Here is a 16,603-nt window from a genome sequence, read left to right on the forward strand (position 1 = left end):
CACCGGGCCACCGGGCGCATTCTTGCCCCGCACCATCAGGGCGGAGGAAGGCGCGCAGCGGCTCACAGCGCTCCTCACTTCTTCGGCCGCGCCCAGTTGGCGATGCTGACCTGCTTGCCGCGCGCCACGCTCAAAGCGCCCGGTGCCGTGCTCTTGGTGATGGTGCTGCCGCCCCCCACCGTGCCACCTGCGCCGATGGTGACGGGCGCCACCAGCACGCAGTTGCTGCCGATGTGCACGTCGGCCTCGATCACCGTGCGGTGCTTGTTCGCGCCGTCGTAGTTGGCGGTGATGCTGCCGGCGCCGTAGTTCACGCGCTCGCCCACCGTGGCGTCGCCCAGGTAGGCCAGGTGGTTGGCCTTGGCGCCGTCGGCCAGCGTGCTGTTCTTCACCTCGACGAAGTTGCCGATGTGCACCTCGCGGCCCAGTTGCGCACCGGGGCGCAGGCGGGCGAACGGGCCGATGAGCGCACCGGCGCCCACGCTGGCACCGGCCTTTTCGCCGTCGATGTGGGTGTAGGGGTGGATCACCGCGCCCGCGGCGATGGTGGCGTTGGCAATGCAGCAGTGCGCGCCGATGCTCACGCCGTCGCCCAGCTCCACGCGGCCGGTGAAGATGCAGTTCACGTCGATCTCCACATCCTGGCCGCACTGCAGCTCGCCGCGCGCGCTGGTGCGGGTGTCGTCGCGCACATCCAGGCGTGCCGGGTCGGCCAGGCGCACGCCCTGCTCCATCAGGCTGCGCGCCACGCGCAGCTGGTGCGCGCGCTCCAGCTCGGCCAGTTGCAGCGGGCTGTTCACACCGGCCACCTGCAGCGCATCGGTGATGCGGTGCGCCACCACGGGCACACCGTCGGCCACGGCCATGGCGACGATGTCGGTCAGGTAGTACTCGCCCTGGGCGTTGTCGTTGGTCAGGCGTGCCAGCCAGCCTTTGAGCTGGCGCGTGGGCACGGCCATGATGCCGCTGTAGACCTCGGTGATGGCGCGCTGGGCCTCGCTCGCATCTTTATGTTCGACGATGCCCTGCACGGCGCCCTGGGCGTCGCGCACGATGCGGCCGTAGCCGGTGGGATCGGCCAGCGTGACGGTGAGCAGCGCCAGGCGCCCGCCGCCATCCTGCGTGCTCGCATCCACCAGCGCGCGCAGCGTGCCGGCGTGCGTGAGCGGCACGTCGCCCGACAGCACCACGGCCGTGCCGTCGTCAGCCACCAGCGGCGCCGCCTGCTGCACCGCGTGGCCCGTGCCCAGCTGCGGCTCCTGCCGCGCAAATTTCACATCCAGACCACGGCTGCCACTCGCGGCCCCCGTGCAGGCGGCTTCTACTTCGGCAGCACCGTGGCCGGTGATGACCACCGCGCTGCGGGCCTGCAGGTGTGCGGCCTGGTCGAGTACGTGGTGCAGCAGCGGGCGCCCCGCCAGGCGCTGCAGCACTTTGGGGATGCGGCTTTTCATGCGCGTGCCCTTGCCGGCCGCCATGATGAGGATGTCGAGTTGCGTCATGAACGATGAGGGAGAGTGCGGGCCGCGCCACGGTGCGTGCGCAGGTCGGTACGGGATTATCGGCTGCAGCGCACACCACGCCGCATGCTATGCAAAACATAGCGCCTGGCGCTTGCCAGATGCGCGGCAAGGCCGTTTTTGATGCCTGTCGGCAGGCTACAGCAGCGGCAGCAGGCGCGGGGGCGTGTCGTAGTACTCGGCGATGCGGGCCAGCGCGCGGGTGTTGAGCAGGCGCAGCCGCCCGTCTTTGAGCTCGTGCAGGCCCAGCATCGACAAGCGCCGCAGCGTCTTGTTGGTGTGCACCAGCGACAGCCCCAGGGCATCGGCGATGTGCTGCTGGGTGAGCGGAAACGCCACGGTGCCGCCCTCGGCCATGCCGATGCGGTCGAGCCGCCGGTACAGGTGCATCAGCAGCATGGCCACGCGCTCGGTGGCGTTGCGCCGCCCGGCGGTGAGCAGGTTGTCGTCCACGTGGCCCTCTTCGTGCGCGGCCAGCCAGGTCATGTCGTAGCCCAGGCGCGGGTGCTCGCGGAACACGGCCCACAGGCTGTCGTTCTGGAACACGCACAGCGAGCACGCAGTCAGCGCCTCCACGCCATGCGCCGAGGCATCGCCGAACTCCTGCTGCAGGCCCACCAGGTCGCCCGGCAGCAGGAAGTTGAGGATCTGGCGGCGCCCGTCGCTCAGCGTCTTGTAGCGAAACGCCCAGCCCGAATACAGCGTGAACAGCCGCGCATTGCCCTGCCCTTCGCGCACCAGCGCGTCGCCGGGCTGCACCGCCATGGTGTCGCTGCGAAACCCCTCGATGAAGTCCAGCACCTGCGGCTCCACCAGCGTGAACGCGCCGGTCTTGCGAAGTCCGCAGGCTCGGCAGGCAGGAGGGCAGGCGGGGACTACAGGGGGGACAGCGCTCATGGTGCGGCGATTTTAGAAGCGGTCCTTGCGCGCGCAACACAGCAAGAGCGCAGATGTTGCGCAAGTGACGCGCCAATGCCGCGTATGTCTTTTGACATTGCGCGACCGCGCTGCCCCGGCCTACATTGGGGCATCCCTATGAACCTTTCCCCCGCACTGTACGAGGTGCTGTACGTCAGCATGCTCGCGCCCGACCAACCCCTGAGCGTCGTGGCCGAGATCGCCGCCGCCGCCCGCGTGGCCAACACCAGGATGGACATCACCGGGCTGCTCATTTTCGACGGCCAGCGCTTTTGCCAGCAGTTCGAGGGGCCCAAGAAAGCGGTGCTCAAGCTCATCGAGCGCATCCGCAACGACCCGCGCCATGTGAACGTCGAAGTCCTTCACCACGGGCTGCTCGCAGGCCGGCGGTTCCAGAACTTCAACCTGGCCTTCAGCACCGTGGAAGACGTGGACGCGCTGGCGCGCATGGAGCAGCTGGACGGCGAGGCCGCGCTGGCCGCCTTCACCGCCGTGTGCGAAGAACTGGATTACTGAGACCTACCCTCCCCCGGTCACCCGCGCACGGCCCGGCCGCCTTCCCAACGCGCCTGGCCTGGCCAGGCCAAGCAGTTGCACGGCAACCCGCCCGACGCTCACGCTGCCACTCAGGCTTGTCGCCAAGGTCTTCCGTTCAGGCCTGCCCGTGCGGCCAGCGCCGCAGCACCAAGGTGGCATTCACCCCGCCAAAACCGAAGCCGTTGACCATGGCGTGCGACAGCGCCATGGGCCGGGCTGCCAGCGCCACCATGTCCAGGCCCGCCGCCTGCTCATCGGGCGTGTGCAGGTTGAGCGTGCCGGGCACCACTTGGTCGCGCAGCGCCAGCACCGTGAAGATCGCTGCCACCGCACCTGCCGCACCCAGCAGGTGCCCGGTGGCCGACTTGGTGGAGCTGACGGCGATGCCGCCGTCAGTGCCGAACACGCGGCGGATCGCTGCCAGCTCGCCCCGGTCTCCGACCATGGTGGAGGTGGCGTGGGCGTTGAGGTACTGCACCTCGCCAGCGCGCAGCCCCGCCTGCGCCAGGGCTGCCTCCATGCTGCGGGCCGCCCCATCGCCATCCTCGGGGCCCGAGGTGATGTGGTACGCGTCGGCCGACGTGCCGTAGCCCACCAGCTCGGCCAGCGGCTGCGCGCCGCGGGCCAGCGCGTGCTCCAGCGCCTCGATGACCAGCATGCCCGCGCCCTCGCCCATCACGAAGCCGTCACGCTGCGCATCGAACGGGCGCGAGGCCTCGTGCGGCGCATCGTTGAAGCCCGTGGACAGCGCCTTGGCCGCAGCGAACGCGCCCAGGCTCACCCGGTCGATGGCGGCCTCGCTGCCGCCGCACACGGCGATGTCGGCCTCGCCGCAGCGGATCATGCGGGCCGCATCGCCCAGCGCCTGCACGCTGGCGGCACAGGCCGTCACCGGCGCACCCAGCGGGCCCTTGAGCCCGTGGCGGATGGACACATGCCCCGCCGCCAGGTTGACCAGGAACGACGGCACGGTGAACGGCGACAGCCGCTGCGGCCCGCGCGTTTCGGTGGTGCGCACCGCATCGGCAATGGCGCCGAACCCGCCGATGCCCGATGCGATGACGGTGGCCGTGCGCGCGAGCGCAGCCGCATCGCCGCCCGCCACGGGCCAGCCGGCCTGCGCCAGCGCCTGCTGCGCTGCGCCCAGCGCGAACGGGATGAAGCGGTCCATCTTGCGCTGGTCCTTGGGCGAGACGATGGCGTCCACATCCCAGCCGCCCTCGGGGTCCTCGGCCAAGCTCAGCACACGCCCTGCGACCTGGGCGGGGACGCCTTCTGCGACCCCGTCCGGCAGGCGGGTGATGCCCGAGCGCGCGGCGAGCAGGCGCTGCCAGGCCAGTTCCACCTGGCTGCCCAGGGGCGAGACCAGACCCATGCCGGTGATGACGACGCGGCGCATCAGCCGATGGCTCCAGGGCAGCGGGCGGCGGTCAGCGCGCCAAGGGGGGTCACAGTGGATTTCATGAAAACATCTCGCTGGTAATGGGCCTGCCCTGCAGCGCCCCTGGCGGCGGCTGCAGCGTCAAAGCGGCGCGGCCCTCACGACCTCACTGCGTGAAGGCCACGCGGTGCACCGCCCGCGCGGGCCCGAGGGACGGCGCAGCATCACCACCGCATTCACAGGGGCAAGGCTGGATTTCAAAGCCGAGGCTTATGATTGGAGCCGTCATCATAAGCACAAAACAACTTATTGCGTACGACCGCAATCATTAAAAGGTTTTCCATGAAGGTGTCCAAAGCACAGGCCGCAGAGAACCGCCAGGGCATCCTGGACGCGGCGTCGCGGCTGTACCGCGAGCGCGGCCTGACGGGCGTGGGCGTGGCCGACATCACCCGCGACGCCGGGCTGACGCACGGTGGGCTGTACCGGCATTTCGCGTCCAAGGACGCCCTGGTGCGCGAGGCCTGCGCGCGTGCGTTCGACTGGTCGATCGCGCCGCTGGACGGGCACACGCCCAACGCCAACATGGCGGACCGCATCAAAAGCTATCTCTCGCCACAGCACCGCGACGAACCCGGCAACGGTTGCCCGGCCGCTGCGCTGGCGGTGGACGCGGCCCGCGCGGGGCCCGAGTTGTCGCAGGTGTTTGCCGAAGGCATCGAGCGCAACATCCAGCGCTTCACACAGTTGCTGGCCGACCACGCGCCGGGCGCCCCACCCTCGGCCCAGCGTGCACGGGCCATGGAAGTGCTGGCCACCATGGTCGGCGGCCTGGCGCTGGCGCGGGCCACGGCTGCGGGGCAGCCCGAGCTGTCGCAGGAAATCCTGGTCACGCTGCAGGCGCAGCTGATCGACCTGCTGGAGACCCCGCCACGCTGACGCAAGGCGCGCACCCCGCTGCCTTGGGCGTGTCGCGTCTTGTTTGCTATCAAAAAAATAGCTTCTGGCGCTTGCGGGACAAGCGGCAGAAGCTCTCAGGGCATTGATTTCCGGGTCGTTCCCTGCCGTGCCGGTGATGGCACGGCGTCGACACCCTGGCGCAGGGTCTGCAGGGCAGCCCCGGGCCGGCGTGCCTCAGGCGCAGCAGGCGTCCGTGGACACGCGCTGGTCGGAGGCTGCGGCACTGCCGAAAGCCGCGCGGCGCCACCAGGGTGCAGCGCCTTCGGCATGCGCCGCTGCGGCGGCCACCGCGGCCACGCGGTACTGCAGGCGCTGCGTGCCCAGGGGCTCGACCACGGCATGCTGGCCGGCAGCGATCTGCAGCGTCTGGCCGGCGTGCAGGAAGAAGTCGCCGGCCTCGGCGCCCGTGCCGTACGGGCCGGCATCGAGCGTGACCCAGGCGTGGCCTTCGGCGACGCGCAGGGCCAGGGCCGCGCGGGGTGTCAGGCTGACTGCGTTGCCGGGCAGCACGGTGGTGGCGCCCTGGGCGGACTTTGCCGTGGCAGCGGCGGATTGGACTTGGAAGGTGTGCGAGGTGGTGTTCATGGCGTTCTCCGGGTTTACCCTTGATGGACTCTATGGTGCGGCGTGCTAGACACGGCGTCCAATGAAAAGGAATGTGCCGATTGATGCTCTTCTTGCATGTCGCCCTCAAGCCGTGGTGCGAGCACGGGGCGCTGCTATCCGAAAGAGAGCAAACCGCGCGATTCCGACCGCCAGCCGGCTGCCTGCGCCCAACACCTGCACGCCCGCCTGGCCCACGGCACGGCCGCCCTGGCCCAGGGCCTGCATCAGGTCGCGCAGGGGCAAGGCGACGCTGCATTCCCACTCGGCACCGGGCCGCAGCAGGCGCTGTGCTGGTGCAGCGGGCTGCGCCGCCCACTCGAAGGCCACGGTTTCAGGCAGCGCGCCCGCAGGGCTCCAGGCTTCCATCACCACATGCTGGCCGGGCGCGACCACCAGGCGCTCGCCGGCCTGCAGCACGTGGTCGGCCAGGCACAAGGGCAGGTCAGAGCGCAAGTCCGCCGGCAGCCCGGCCAGCGACGCGCCCCGCAGGGTGACCCAGGCGCGGCCCTGCGCGATGGCCAACACGCCGTGCTCGCGCGGGTGCAGCGACAGGGCTCGGCCAGGGTTCAGTTTCCAGCAACCGGCCGCAGGTCGGCCAGCCGATGGGGCTTGGGCGGATTGTTGCGATTCCAGAACGTTGCGGGCTGGCATGACGGACTCCTTCAGGTGCGCTCAATGCGCGTTGATGAGCATCAATGTTGCCGCCAGCGCCCTACCCAGTCCAATGAAAACGCGGTACGCTATTCATTCCATCGACGCATGAATCTGGACCTCCTCAGGAACCCGCCATGGCCTCAGCCGAGTACTCTCCCGCCGTCCTTCGCACCCGCGCCGTGGCCACCGGCCACTGGCGCGCCTTTCTGGCCGTGGCGCGGCACCTGAACTTCCGCGCCGCCGCCGACGAGCTGTCGCTCACCCAGTCGGCCGTGAGCCGCCAGATCCAGGCGCTGGAAGAAGAAGTGGGTGTGGCGCTGTTCCTGCGCCACACGCGCGCGGTGGAGCTGACCAGCGCGGGTGCGCAGCTGCAGCGCGCCGTGGCCCCGGCCATCGAGCGCATGGACGCCGCCGTGCGCCTGGTGCGCCAGACGGCCGGCCGGCGCAGCGTGGCCATCACCACCTGGGCCAGCTTTGCATCGATGTGGCTCATCCCGCGCATGGAGGAGTTCCAGCGCGACAACCCGGGCATCGACATCCGCATCGATGCAAGCGACGTGCAGATCGACCTGGACACCTCGGATGTGGACCTGGCGCTGCGCTACGCCATGCCCGGCGGCGCCACGCAGGGCGGCACGCGCCTGTTCGGCGAGCAACTGGCCGTCGTGGCGAGCCCCTGGCTGCTCAAAAGCGGCAAGCCCCTGCGCACGCCGGCCGACGTGGCGCAGTTCACCCTCATCGAGGCGGGCGACGCCCACCGCACGCATTACCTGGAGTACCTGAGCTGGCGCCGCTGGTTCGACGCGCGCGAACTGGCCAAGCTGCAGCCTGAGCGCTGGCTGTACTTCAACTACGCACACCAGATCGTGCAGGCCGCGCTGGCCGGCCAGGGCCTGGCGCTGGCCCGCATGCCGCTGATCGCAGACGCCCTGGCCTCGGGCGACCTGGTGGAGGTGCTGCCCGGCCACCGCATCGACTCGCCCCTGACCTACTGGCTGATGGTGGGCCCCCGCAGCGCCCAGCGCCCGGAGATCAAGGCGTTCTGCGCCTGGCTGGAGCTGCAGGCCCAGGCGACGCGCGAGGCGATTGGCGATGTGCCGGACCCGGATCTCAATGACGACCTGGACGGGGCCGATTAGCTACCAATTGAATAGCTGGCAGCGCCCCTAAAGCGAGCGCTGCAGGCCCGTCAAGCCAGCGTCACCCGTGCGAATTTCCGCTTGCCCACCTGCACCACGTAGGTGCCCGCGTCGAGCTTCAGGCCCTTGTCGCTGACCACGCTGCCATCCACGCGCACGCCGCCGCCGTCGATCAGGCGGCTGGCCTCGCTGCCCGACGGCGCGAGGTTGGCCTGCTTGAGCAGCGCACCGATGCCCAGCGGCGCGCCCGACAGGCTCACCTCGGGAATCTCATCGGGCACGCCGCCCTTGCTGCGGTTGATGAAGTCCTGCTCGGCCGCCTCGGCCGCGGCCGCGCTGTGAAAGCGCGTGGTGATCTCCTTGGCGAGCATCACCTTGGCGTCCTTGGGGTTGCGCCCGCCGGCGATCTCGGCCTTGAGCGCAGCGATGTCGGCCAGGCTCTTGAACGACAGCAGCGTGTACCAGTCCCACATGAGCGTGTCGCTGATCGACAGCACCTTGGCGAACATGGTGTTGGGCTCTTCGGTGATGCCGATGTAGTTGTTCTTGGACTTGGACATCTTGTCCACGCCGTCCAGGCCCACCAGCAGCGGCATGGTGAGCACACACTGCGGCTCCTGGCCGTACTCCTGCTGCAGGTGGCGCCCCATGAGCAGGTTGAACTTCTGGTCGGTGCCGCCCAGCTCCAGGTCGCTTTTCAACGCCACCGAGTCGTAGCCCTGCATCAGCGGGTACAAGAATTCGTGCACCGAGATGGACTGCCCGGTGGTGAAGCGCTTGTGAAAATCGTCGCGCTCCATCATGCGGGCCACGGTGTACTTGGCGGCCAGCTGGATCATGCCGCTGGCACCCAGGGGCTCGCTCCATTCGCTGTTGTAGCGGATCTCGGTGCGCGCCGGGTCCAGCACCAGGCTGGCCTGGCGGTAGTAGGTCTCGGCGTTGGCCTTGATCTGATCCTTGGTGAGCGGCGGGCGCGTGCTGTTGCGGCCAGAAGGGTCGCCGATCAGGCTGGTGAAATCGCCGATCAGAAAGATCACCTGGTGGCCCAGATCTTGCAACTGGCGCATCTTGTTGAGCACCACGGTGTGGCCGATGTGGATGTCGGGCGCGGTGGGGTCCAGCCCCAGCTTGACACGCAGGGGCTGGCCCGACGCTTCGGAGCGCGCGAGCTTTTGGACCCACTCGTCCTGGGGCAGCAGCTCGTCGACACCGCGCAGCGAGATTTCGAGCGCCTTTCCTACACCATCGGACACCGGGCTTGTTGTAACAGCAGATTGATTCATAAGGGTTTTTTGGGATGTCTAGACAGCGTGCGCCGCTATACTTGCGCCCACCTTGCCAAGGCGGGATTCTAGTGGGCCCGGTGTTGCGACGCCTTCATCCCGCACCCGCTACCTTGCACCTGACAGCTTGTGACTCCAGCCTCGCCCTGCTTGCGCGCGCAGCAGGGGAGTGTCATGGAGCCACGTTCACCCTGGGGATAGACCTTTGATTCATGGCTTGACCACCGCCAGCACGGCTTTGCTTGACCGGCTGTCCCACACGATTCAGAAACACCCCAAGCGCATCACCGCCGCCATTGCAGCCATCTTGCTGACAGGCGGCGGCGGAGCCTTCGCCGTGGCCTCCTTCGCGCCCGACCCGGCCGAGATGCCGGTGCGCATGGTGACGCTGCCCGTCGAATCGCTGGCCGAGAACCTCGTGCTGGGCGAGCTCGATGCGCCGGGCTTCTCGCTCTACCGGTCCGAGCAGGTGCGCAGCAGCGACACACCCGAATCGCTGCTGCAGCGCCTGGGCGTGGCCGATCCGGCCGCTGCCGCCTTCATGCGCGGCGACACGCCCGTCAGGCAGAACATGCTCGGCCGCACCGGCCGCGTCGTGTCGGCCGAAACCACCGACGACCACCGCTTGGTGCGCCTGACGGCCCGCTGGGTGCCGGACGACAGCGGCAACTTCCGCCGCCTGATCGTGGAGCGCGCAGGCAACAACAAATTCACCTCGCGCGTCGAGACCGCCAAGCTGACGGCCAGCAGCCGTCTGTCGGGCGGCGTCATCAACAGCTCGCTGTTCGCCGCGACCGATGCGTCCAATATCCCCGACGGCGTGGCCGTGCAGATGGCCGAGCTGTTCTCGGGCAACATCGACTTTCGCCGCTCGCTGCGCAAGGGCGACCGGTTCTCCGTGGTGTACGAAACCCTGGAGGCCGACGGCGAACCCCTGTCCAGCGGCCGCGTGCTGAGCGCCGAGTTCGTCAACAACGGCAAGACCCACCAGGCCATCTGGTTCCAGGAGCCGGGCAGCAAGGGCTCGTACTACACCCTGGACGGCGAGAGCATGCGCCGCGCCTACCTGACCTCGCCCGTCGAGTTCTCGCGCGTGACCAGCGGCTTCAAGATGCGCCTGCACCCCATTTTGAAGACCTGGCGCGCCCACCTGGGCACCGACTTCGCAGCCCCCACCGGCACCGCCGTGCGCACCGTGGGCGACGGCGTGATCGAGTTCGCCGGTGTGCAGAACGGTTTTGGCAACGTGGTCTTCGTCAAGCACCGCAACCAGCACGTCACCGTGTACGCCCACCTGAGCCGCATCGACGTGCGCCAGGGCCAGTCGGTCGAACAGGGCCAGACCCTGGGCGCCGTGGGCTCCACCGGCTGGGCCACCGGCCCGCACCTGCACTTCGAGTTCCGCGTGAACGGCGTGCACCAGGATCCGCAGACCATCGTGGCCGCCAGCGACGCTGCCGCCCCGATCTCGGCTGCATCGCGCCCTGCCTTCCAGCGCCTGGCGTCCAACATGCGCATTCAGCTGAATGCCGCAGCGCTGATCGAGCAAGCCAGCGCAGAGTGATGTGACCCCCCCTGAGTCGCCTGCGGCGCCTTCCCTCCAGGGGGACGACGCCAGCGGCCTGGCAAAGCCAGTTCCGCGGCGTCCCTGGTTGGGTCCGCGCCCATAGCAAACGCCCTTGCCCGTTCGCAGGCCTTCCCATGAGCATCACCACCAACGAGCTGTACATCGGCCTCATGTCGGGCACTTCGCTCGATGGCATCGACGGGGTGCTGGCCGATTTTTCGGGGTCGCGCATGGTGGTCACGCACCACGCCAGCGCGGGCTTCGAACCCGAGCTTCGGGCCGAGCTGCTGGCGCTCAATACCTCTGGCAACGACGAACTGCACCGCGCCGCGCTGGCGGGCAATGCGCTGTCGCGCGCGTATGCCGGGGTGGTGCACACGCTGCTGGCGCAGAGCGGCCTGCCCGCCACCGCCATATGCGCCATCGGTGCCCACGGGCAGACGGTGCGCCACCGCCCGCAGGAGTTCGATGGCACCGGCTACACGCTGCAGCTGGGCAGCCCCGCCCTGCTGGCCGAGCGCACGGGCATTGCGGTGGTGGCGGACTTTCGCAGCCGCGATGTGGCGGCCGGCGGCCAGGGGGCGCCGCTGGTGCCGGCGTTTCACCAGGGCGTGTTCGGCCGGCCCGATGAAACGGTGCTGGTGCTCAACATCGGCGGCATCTCCAACCTCAGCGTGCTGGGCGCCGACGGCAGCGTGCTCGGCTTCGACTGCGGCCCGGGCAACGCGCTCATGGACCACTGGTGCCAGCAGCACACGGGCCAGCCGTACGATGCAGGCGGGGCCTGGGCGGCCAGCGGGCAGGTGCTGCCGGGCCTGTTGGCATCGCTGCTGCAGGAGCCGTTCTTGCACAGGCCCGCGCCCAAGAGCACCGGGCGCGACCTGTTCAACCCCCGCTGGCTGGAGACGCACCTGCACGCATTGGCGGACGCCCGGCCTGTGGATGTGCAGGCGACCTTGACCGAATTCACCGCTACCGCATGCCAGATGAGCGCAAGCAGCTATCAAAAAGATAGTAAATCGCTGGCGGTGTGCGGCGGCGGCGCACTCAACGCCCACCTCATGGCCCGGCTGCAGGCCCTGCGCCCCGCCCTGCGCGTGGTGGCTACCGATGCGCTGGGCCTGCCTGCCCTGCAGGTGGAGGCCGCCGCGTTCGCCTGGCTGGCCCGCCAGGCGGTCACGGGCCAGCCGGGCAACCTGTCGAGCGTGACCGGCGCAGCGGGGCCCCGCGTGCTGGGCGCCATGTACCCGGCGTAGCAGGCCGCCATGGGCCTGCGCGGCGGGTGCCGCTGCAGGCGCAGTGCCCCGCCCCCTTCGTTTCAGCCCGGCTCTGCCGCGTCCGCCGACGCCGCCGCCCGGCTGCTGGCCTTGTCGTGCGGCGACAGCTGCCAGAAGATGCCGGCCGACGCCACGGTGATCAGTCCCATGCACACAAAGGTGGCCTGGAACGCCGCCAGCGCCTGCCCTGCGGCACCCGCCGGAAAGACGTTGGTGAAGGCCGCCAGCACCGCGCCAGCCGACGCCACGCCCATGCCCATGGCGACCATCTGCACCATCGACAGCAGGCTGTTGCCGCTGCTGGCCATGGCGTGCTCCAGGTCCTTGAGCGTGACGGTGTTCATGGCCGTGAACTGCAGCGAGTTGACCGCGCCGAACGCCGCCAGCTGCACGATGTGCACCCACAACGGCTGTGCGGGGCTCGCCAGCCCGAAGCTCGCCATGGTGAGCCCCACCAGCAGCGTGTTGACCACCAGCACGCGCCGGTAGCCGAAGCGGGTGATGAGCGGCGTGGTGAAGCGCTTCATCGACATGCCGGCCATGGCCACGGGCAGCATCATCATGCCGGCCTGCATGGGCGAGTAGCCCATGCTCACCTGCAGCAGCAGCGGGATCAAGAACGGCATGCACGAGCTGCCCAGGCGCGAAAACAGATTGCCCAGCAGGCCGATGCGCAGCGTGTCCACCGTGAACAGGCTGGGCGAGAACAAGGGGTCCGGCTTGCGCGCGGCGTGCAGCCAGTACGCCACCAGGCTGGCCAGCCCAAAGATCATCAGCACCAGCACGCTGGCCTGGCGCAGGCCCATGCTCGCCAGGCCGTCCAAGGCAAGCGAGAGCGACACCATGCCGAACGCGAGCATCAGGTAGCCCGACAGGTCGAAGCGCGCGACGAAGGTGACCGGCCCGCCGGGCATGAAGCGCAGCGTAGCCAGGCAGCCCACGATGCCCACCGGCACGTTGATGAGAAAGATCCAGTGCCAGGACGCGACCTCCACCAGCCAGCCGCCCAGCGTGGGCCCGATGAGCGGCCCGATCAGCCCCGGGATGGCCACGAAGCTCATCGCCTGCAGGAACTGCTCGCGCGGGAAGGTGCGCAGCACCACCAGCCGCCCCACCGGCAGCAGCAACGCCCCGCCCAGCCCCTGCACCACGCGCGCGGCCACCAGTTGGCTCAGATTCTGCGCCAGCGCGCAGAACACCGAGCCCAGCACGAACAGCACGATGGCCGCCAGGTACACGCGGCGGGAGCCGAAGCGGTCGGCCACCCAGCCCGACGCCGGGATCAGCATGGCCATCGCCAGCGAGTAAGCCACCACCACCGACTGCATGCGCAGGGGACTCTCGCCCAGGCTGCGCGCCATGGCGGGCAAGGCGGTGTTGACGATGGTGGCGTCCAGCGTCTGCATGAAGAAGCCGACGGCGACCAGCCACAGCAGCAGCTTCAGCGACTGCGGTGAAGGCGTCGGCATGGGTGCCGGCATCGGCGTGGTGGACGGTGGCGGGGGCGAGGATGGCTGCTGCATGGACGGCTCACAAGATCGTTGGCAGGCGTGGCGCTGACAGTGGCTGCAAATTCAGGTGGGCGCCAACGAAAAAGCCGCCCGAAGGCGGCTTGTGTCGTCGGCAGGGCAGCTATCGCAGTGCCCTGCTGGCATGCCCGTGCATCGATCAGGCAGAGAAGCTGGAGCCGCAGCCACAGGTGGTGGTGGCGTTCGGGTTCTTGATCACGAACTGCGCACCCTGCAGGTCTTCCTTGTAGTCGATCTCGGCGCCCACCAGGTACTGGTAGCTCATGGCGTCGATCAGCAGCGACACGCCATTCTTGGTCATGGTGGTGTCATCTTCGTTGGTGATCTCGTCGAAGGTGAAGCCGTACTGGAAGCCGGAGCAACCGCCACCCTGCACGAACACGCGCAGCTTCAGGTCAGGGTTGCCTTCTTCGGCGATCAGGTCCGCCACCTTGGCCGCCGCGCTGTCCGTGAACAGGATGGGGGCTGGCATTTCGGTCTGGATGTTGTCGGCAACTGCGCTCATGGGGTGTCCTTCCGGTTTTCAATTTTGCGGGTAATAGTACTGCAGACCGCTCGGGAATTCAGGTCACTGCCCGTTTGACGCTAACTTCAGTGGGGGCTTTTCCTCCACCAGCACCGCCACCGGGCACATCTGCCCGGCAATCACGGCGCCCTGGTGCATCTCCAGCGCCTTGTAGTGCACGTTTCCTGTGATCTTCGCCTTGGGCTGGAGTTCCAGCAGCTCGGTGGCATGCACCGGCCCCTCCACCTGGCCATTGACGATCACATGGGTGGCATGCACCGCGCCCTCGACCCGGGCGGTCTCGGAGATCACCAGGATGCTGGGCTGCTCGGGCGCTGCACGGATATCGCCCACCACCTCGCCGTCGATGCGCATGCCTTCCACGAAGTGCACGTTCCCCTCGATCTTGGTGCCCTGCGCGATCAGGCTCTTGATGGGGGGCTGCTTTTTACGGGAAAACATGGGCAAAACTCCTGGAGAAGCACGCCGGCTCACCGGCACGGCATGCAGCAAAGATAGGGGCCGACGATACCTTGCTCAGGCGTCCTCGCGGCACGAAAACCATGGCACAAAATGCCGAACGGAGCCCCGAGACCCTTCAGGCCGAAGCGCCGGGGCCACAGGCGCCGTGCGCCCGCTGACAAGGCTTGCTGACGAGGCTCGCCGCCAAGGCAGCAGCCCTGCCCTGCATCACTCGATGGTCATGGCCTGCACCGCCCGGACCGTGCTGCCTTCCAGCACGCGCGCGGTCACGGTTTTTACCACGGCGTTGGGCGGCAGATCGAGCACGCCCTCGATGCGCCGGTACTGCTTGACCTGCACCGGTTGGCCCTGCGCTGGCTGGGTCTGTGTCCAGGGCTTGCCGTCCTGCGTGCCTGCCAGCACCAGTTCCAGCCGGCCGTTGAAGTCCGGGGCGTTGCGCGCCGCCTGGATGACCAGCACCTGCCAGCGCAGCTGCATGCCCCCCAGCACTTCGGCCTGCAGGCTGCGGATGGCCAGGCCTTCGGTCTTGGCCGCAGGGATCAGTTTTTCAAAGAAGCCCAGGTCTTCGCGCAGCGTGCGGTTGTCGGCTTCGAGCTGCCGCACCTGGGCCATCAGGTTCTCCTTGGCCGCACGTTCGGCAATCAGCAGGCTGTCCGCGGTGTGGGCCACGGTCTGCTGTTCCTGGCCGGCATCGCGCAGGCGGGTGAGTTCGGCGCGCATCTTGTTCAGCTCGTCGCGGGAGATGCTGTCCAGGCCCGCGATGGACTTGCCGAATTCGAAGGCCCACAGGGCCACCGCAGCGCACAGGCCCAGAACCACGGCCAGGGCCAGCCAGCGAAACGGCCAGGGCAGAGCGCTGCGAATGGCCACCCGGGGGGCACTGATGGTCAACCGGCGGCGCAGCAAACGAAGTCGCATGGCTCAGAGCCCCTGGCACCACAGCCGCTGGCCCCGCGCGGCGCTCTGCACAGCCGCCGTCCGGGCTGCACCCACCGCGGCTTCCTCGGCGGCCACCGGGCCGGTGAGCAGGCTGCGCGCTACCGCGTGGTCATTCAGGGGTTGCAACATGAGAATGGTTCGCAAGGAAAAAGGCGCACCTTAAACGAAAAAACCGCCCTGGGGCGGTTTTTTGATCTGTAAAGAGGCCCCGAAAGACCTCTTGCAGATGCGAAGGCCACACAGGGCAGCCTTCGGGCAGAGCCGAAGCTTAACGCTTGGAGAACTGCTTGGCGCGGCGTGCGGAGTGCAGACCGACCTTCTTACGTTCCACTTCGCGGGCATCGCGCGTCACGAAGCCGGCTTGGCTCAGTGCGGGCTTGAGCGTCGCGTCGTAGTCGATCAGGGCGCGGGTGATGCCGTGGCGGGCAGCGCCGGCCTGGCCGGATTCACCACCACCGTGCACATTGATCTGGATGTCGAAGGTCTCGACATGGTTGGTCAGTGCGAGCGGTTGCTTGGCGATCATGATCGAGGTTTCGCGGCCGAAATAGGACTGGATGTCCTTGCCGTTCACCGTGATCTTGCCAGTGCCTTTTTTCAGAAACACGCGGGCGACGCTGGACTTGCGACGGCCGGTGCCATTGTTCCATTCACCAATCATCTCAAGGCTCCTTAGATTTCCAGAGCCTTGGGCTGCTGGGCGGTGTGGGGATGCTCTGCACCGCCATACACCTTGAGTTTCTTGATCATTGCGTAGCCAAGGGGACCCTTGGGCAGCATGCCCTTGACAGCCTTTTCCAGCGCACGGCCAGGGTGCTTGGCTTGCATGTCGCGGAAGTTCGTGGCCGTGATACCGCCGGGGTAACCCGAGTGGCGGTAGTACACCTTGTCCAGGGACTTGGTGCCGGTGACCTTGAGCTGGGCGGCGTTGATGATGACGATGAAGTCACCGGTATCGACGTGAGGCGTGTAAATGGCCTTGTGTTTGCCGCGCAAACGGAGAGCAACTTCGCTGGCTACTCGTCCGAGGACCTTGTCGGTCGCGTCAATCACAAACCACTCGTGCACGACCTCAGCGGGCTTGGCGCTGAAAGTAGTAGTCATGAGTTTCTCTCTATGAAGAGGGTTTGGCGGGTCCTTTTCCACGGTCGGTGCTTCTCTGAAGGAAGCCTCTTAGGTGGCAATGAATCTCCGCCGCGGGACCACAAAAGCGCTGCGAAGCCCTCGATTATACGAATTTACGCCTGATGGGCGCAAGCGGCCGTTGCGGCTTCATGGCACCAGGGCCACCACCGCCCCTGCCCC

18 protein-coding genes are annotated in these 16,603 nt (G+C 68.1%); 5 read left to right on the forward strand and 13 right to left on the reverse strand.

Annotated elements, in window-relative coordinates; translation table 11 throughout:
* Positions 1 to 74 precede the first annotated feature (74 nt).
* Together glmU and ASG27_RS05325 are read right to left on the reverse strand one after the other, a co-directional pair.
* Positions 75 to 1,502 (reverse strand): bifunctional UDP-N-acetylglucosamine diphosphorylase/glucosamine-1-phosphate N-acetyltransferase GlmU, encoded by a 1,428-nt coding sequence (gene glmU / locus ASG27_RS05320; protein ID WP_056414263.1) that lies wholly within the window; start codon positions 1,500 to 1,502, stop codon positions 75 to 77.
* A gap of 156 nt (positions 1,503 to 1,658) precedes the next feature.
* A complete protein-coding gene (locus tag ASG27_RS05325; RefSeq protein ID WP_056162864.1) occupies positions 1,659 to 2,417 on the reverse strand; it encodes a Crp/Fnr family transcriptional regulator in 759 nt (252 codons plus the stop codon).
* Positions 2,418 to 2,555: 138 nt separating this feature from the next.
* On the opposite strand from ASG27_RS05325, the gene ASG27_RS05330 reads away from it, so the two are divergent.
* A complete protein-coding gene (locus tag ASG27_RS05330) occupies positions 2,556 to 2,954 on the forward strand; it encodes a BLUF domain-containing protein (RefSeq protein ID WP_056162862.1) in 399 nt (132 codons plus the stop codon).
* A 136-nt stretch (positions 2,955 to 3,090) separates the two neighbouring features.
* Here the strand turns inward: ASG27_RS05330 and fabF are convergent, their stop codons facing one another.
* A complete protein-coding gene (gene fabF, locus ASG27_RS05335) occupies positions 3,091 to 4,374 on the reverse strand; it encodes a beta-ketoacyl-ACP synthase II (RefSeq protein WP_056414264.1) in 1,284 nt (427 codons plus the stop codon).
* A 324-nt stretch (positions 4,375 to 4,698) separates the two neighbouring features.
* Here fabF and ASG27_RS05340 point away from each other — a divergent pair, with 324 nt between their 5' ends.
* The gene (locus ASG27_RS05340) at positions 4,699 to 5,295 is read left to right on the forward strand and encodes a TetR/AcrR family transcriptional regulator (RefSeq protein ID WP_056414268.1); all 597 of its coding nucleotides are present in this window, start codon (positions 4,699 to 4,701) and stop codon (positions 5,293 to 5,295) included.
* A gap of 195 nt (positions 5,296 to 5,490) precedes the next feature.
* Here ASG27_RS05340 and ASG27_RS05345 read toward each other — a convergent pair whose 3' ends face one another.
* Complete coding sequence (locus ASG27_RS05345; protein ID WP_056414271.1) at positions 5,491 to 5,901, reverse strand: DUF2917 domain-containing protein; 411 nt, start codon at positions 5,899 to 5,901, stop codon at positions 5,491 to 5,493.
* Between the two features lie 105 nt (positions 5,902 to 6,006).
* Entirely contained in the window at positions 6,007 to 6,573 is a 567-nt protein-coding gene (locus ASG27_RS05350; RefSeq protein WP_056414274.1) for a DUF2917 domain-containing protein, read from the reverse strand.
* 137 nt (positions 6,574 to 6,710) lie between these two features.
* Here ASG27_RS05350 and ASG27_RS05355 point away from each other — a divergent pair, with 137 nt between their 5' ends.
* Positions 6,711 to 7,715: a LysR substrate-binding domain-containing protein gene (locus ASG27_RS05355; protein WP_056414277.1), complete on the forward strand. Its 1,005-nt coding sequence runs from the start codon at positions 6,711 to 6,713 to the stop codon at positions 7,713 to 7,715.
* A 50-nt stretch (positions 7,716 to 7,765) separates the two neighbouring features.
* Here ASG27_RS05355 and tyrS read toward each other — a convergent pair whose 3' ends face one another.
* Positions 7,766 to 8,998 (reverse strand): tyrosine--tRNA ligase, encoded by a 1,233-nt coding sequence (gene tyrS, locus ASG27_RS05360; protein WP_056414280.1) that lies wholly within the window; start codon positions 8,996 to 8,998, stop codon positions 7,766 to 7,768.
* Positions 8,999 to 9,203: 205 nt separating this feature from the next.
* Between tyrS and ASG27_RS05365 the strand changes: the two genes are divergently transcribed.
* Both ASG27_RS05365 and ASG27_RS05370 read left to right on the forward strand, forming a co-directional pair.
* Positions 9,204 to 10,562 carry a M23 family metallopeptidase gene (locus ASG27_RS05365; protein ID WP_056414283.1) on the forward strand — a complete coding sequence of 453 codons (1,359 nt, stop codon included), beginning with the start codon at positions 9,204 to 9,206 and terminating at the stop codon, positions 10,560 to 10,562.
* A gap of 137 nt (positions 10,563 to 10,699) precedes the next feature.
* On the forward strand, positions 10,700 to 11,821 hold the full coding sequence (locus ASG27_RS05370) for an anhydro-N-acetylmuramic acid kinase (RefSeq protein WP_056414286.1): 1,122 nt from the start codon (positions 10,700 to 10,702) through the stop codon (positions 11,819 to 11,821).
* A gap of 62 nt (positions 11,822 to 11,883) precedes the next feature.
* Here ASG27_RS05370 and mdtD read toward each other — a convergent pair whose 3' ends face one another.
* The 7 genes from mdtD to rplM form a co-directional block, all read right to left on the reverse strand.
* A complete protein-coding gene (gene mdtD, locus ASG27_RS05375) occupies positions 11,884 to 13,311 on the reverse strand; it encodes a multidrug transporter subunit MdtD (protein ID WP_056414444.1) in 1,428 nt (475 codons plus the stop codon).
* Positions 13,312 to 13,510: 199 nt separating this feature from the next.
* The gene (gene erpA / locus ASG27_RS05380) at positions 13,511 to 13,876 is read right to left on the reverse strand and encodes an iron-sulfur cluster insertion protein ErpA (protein WP_056414289.1); all 366 of its coding nucleotides are present in this window, start codon (positions 13,874 to 13,876) and stop codon (positions 13,511 to 13,513) included.
* A 63-nt stretch (positions 13,877 to 13,939) separates the two neighbouring features.
* Entirely contained in the window at positions 13,940 to 14,338 is a 399-nt protein-coding gene (locus ASG27_RS05385) for a bactofilin family protein (protein WP_056162836.1), read from the reverse strand.
* 228 nt (positions 14,339 to 14,566) lie between these two features.
* On the reverse strand, positions 14,567 to 15,277 hold the full coding sequence (locus ASG27_RS05390) for a DUF6776 family protein (protein ID WP_056414292.1): 711 nt from the start codon (positions 15,275 to 15,277) through the stop codon (positions 14,567 to 14,569).
* A gap of 3 nt (positions 15,278 to 15,280) precedes the next feature.
* The gene (locus ASG27_RS26510; protein WP_156370546.1) at positions 15,281 to 15,427 is read right to left on the reverse strand and encodes a hypothetical protein; all 147 of its coding nucleotides are present in this window, start codon (positions 15,425 to 15,427) and stop codon (positions 15,281 to 15,283) included.
* Between the two features lie 139 nt (positions 15,428 to 15,566).
* Positions 15,567 to 15,959, reverse strand: coding sequence for a 30S ribosomal protein S9 (gene rpsI, locus ASG27_RS05395; protein ID WP_007856955.1), 393 nt, complete (start codon positions 15,957 to 15,959; stop codon positions 15,567 to 15,569).
* 11 nt (positions 15,960 to 15,970) lie between these two features.
* Positions 15,971 to 16,402 (reverse strand): 50S ribosomal protein L13, encoded by a 432-nt coding sequence (gene rplM / locus ASG27_RS05400; RefSeq protein WP_056414298.1) that lies wholly within the window; start codon positions 16,400 to 16,402, stop codon positions 15,971 to 15,973.
* Positions 16,403 to 16,603 lie beyond the last annotated feature (201 nt).

The sequence above is a fragment of the Acidovorax sp. Leaf191 genome, from assembly GCF_001424425.1.
Classification (GTDB): Bacteria; Pseudomonadota; Gammaproteobacteria; order Burkholderiales; family Burkholderiaceae_C; genus Acidovorax.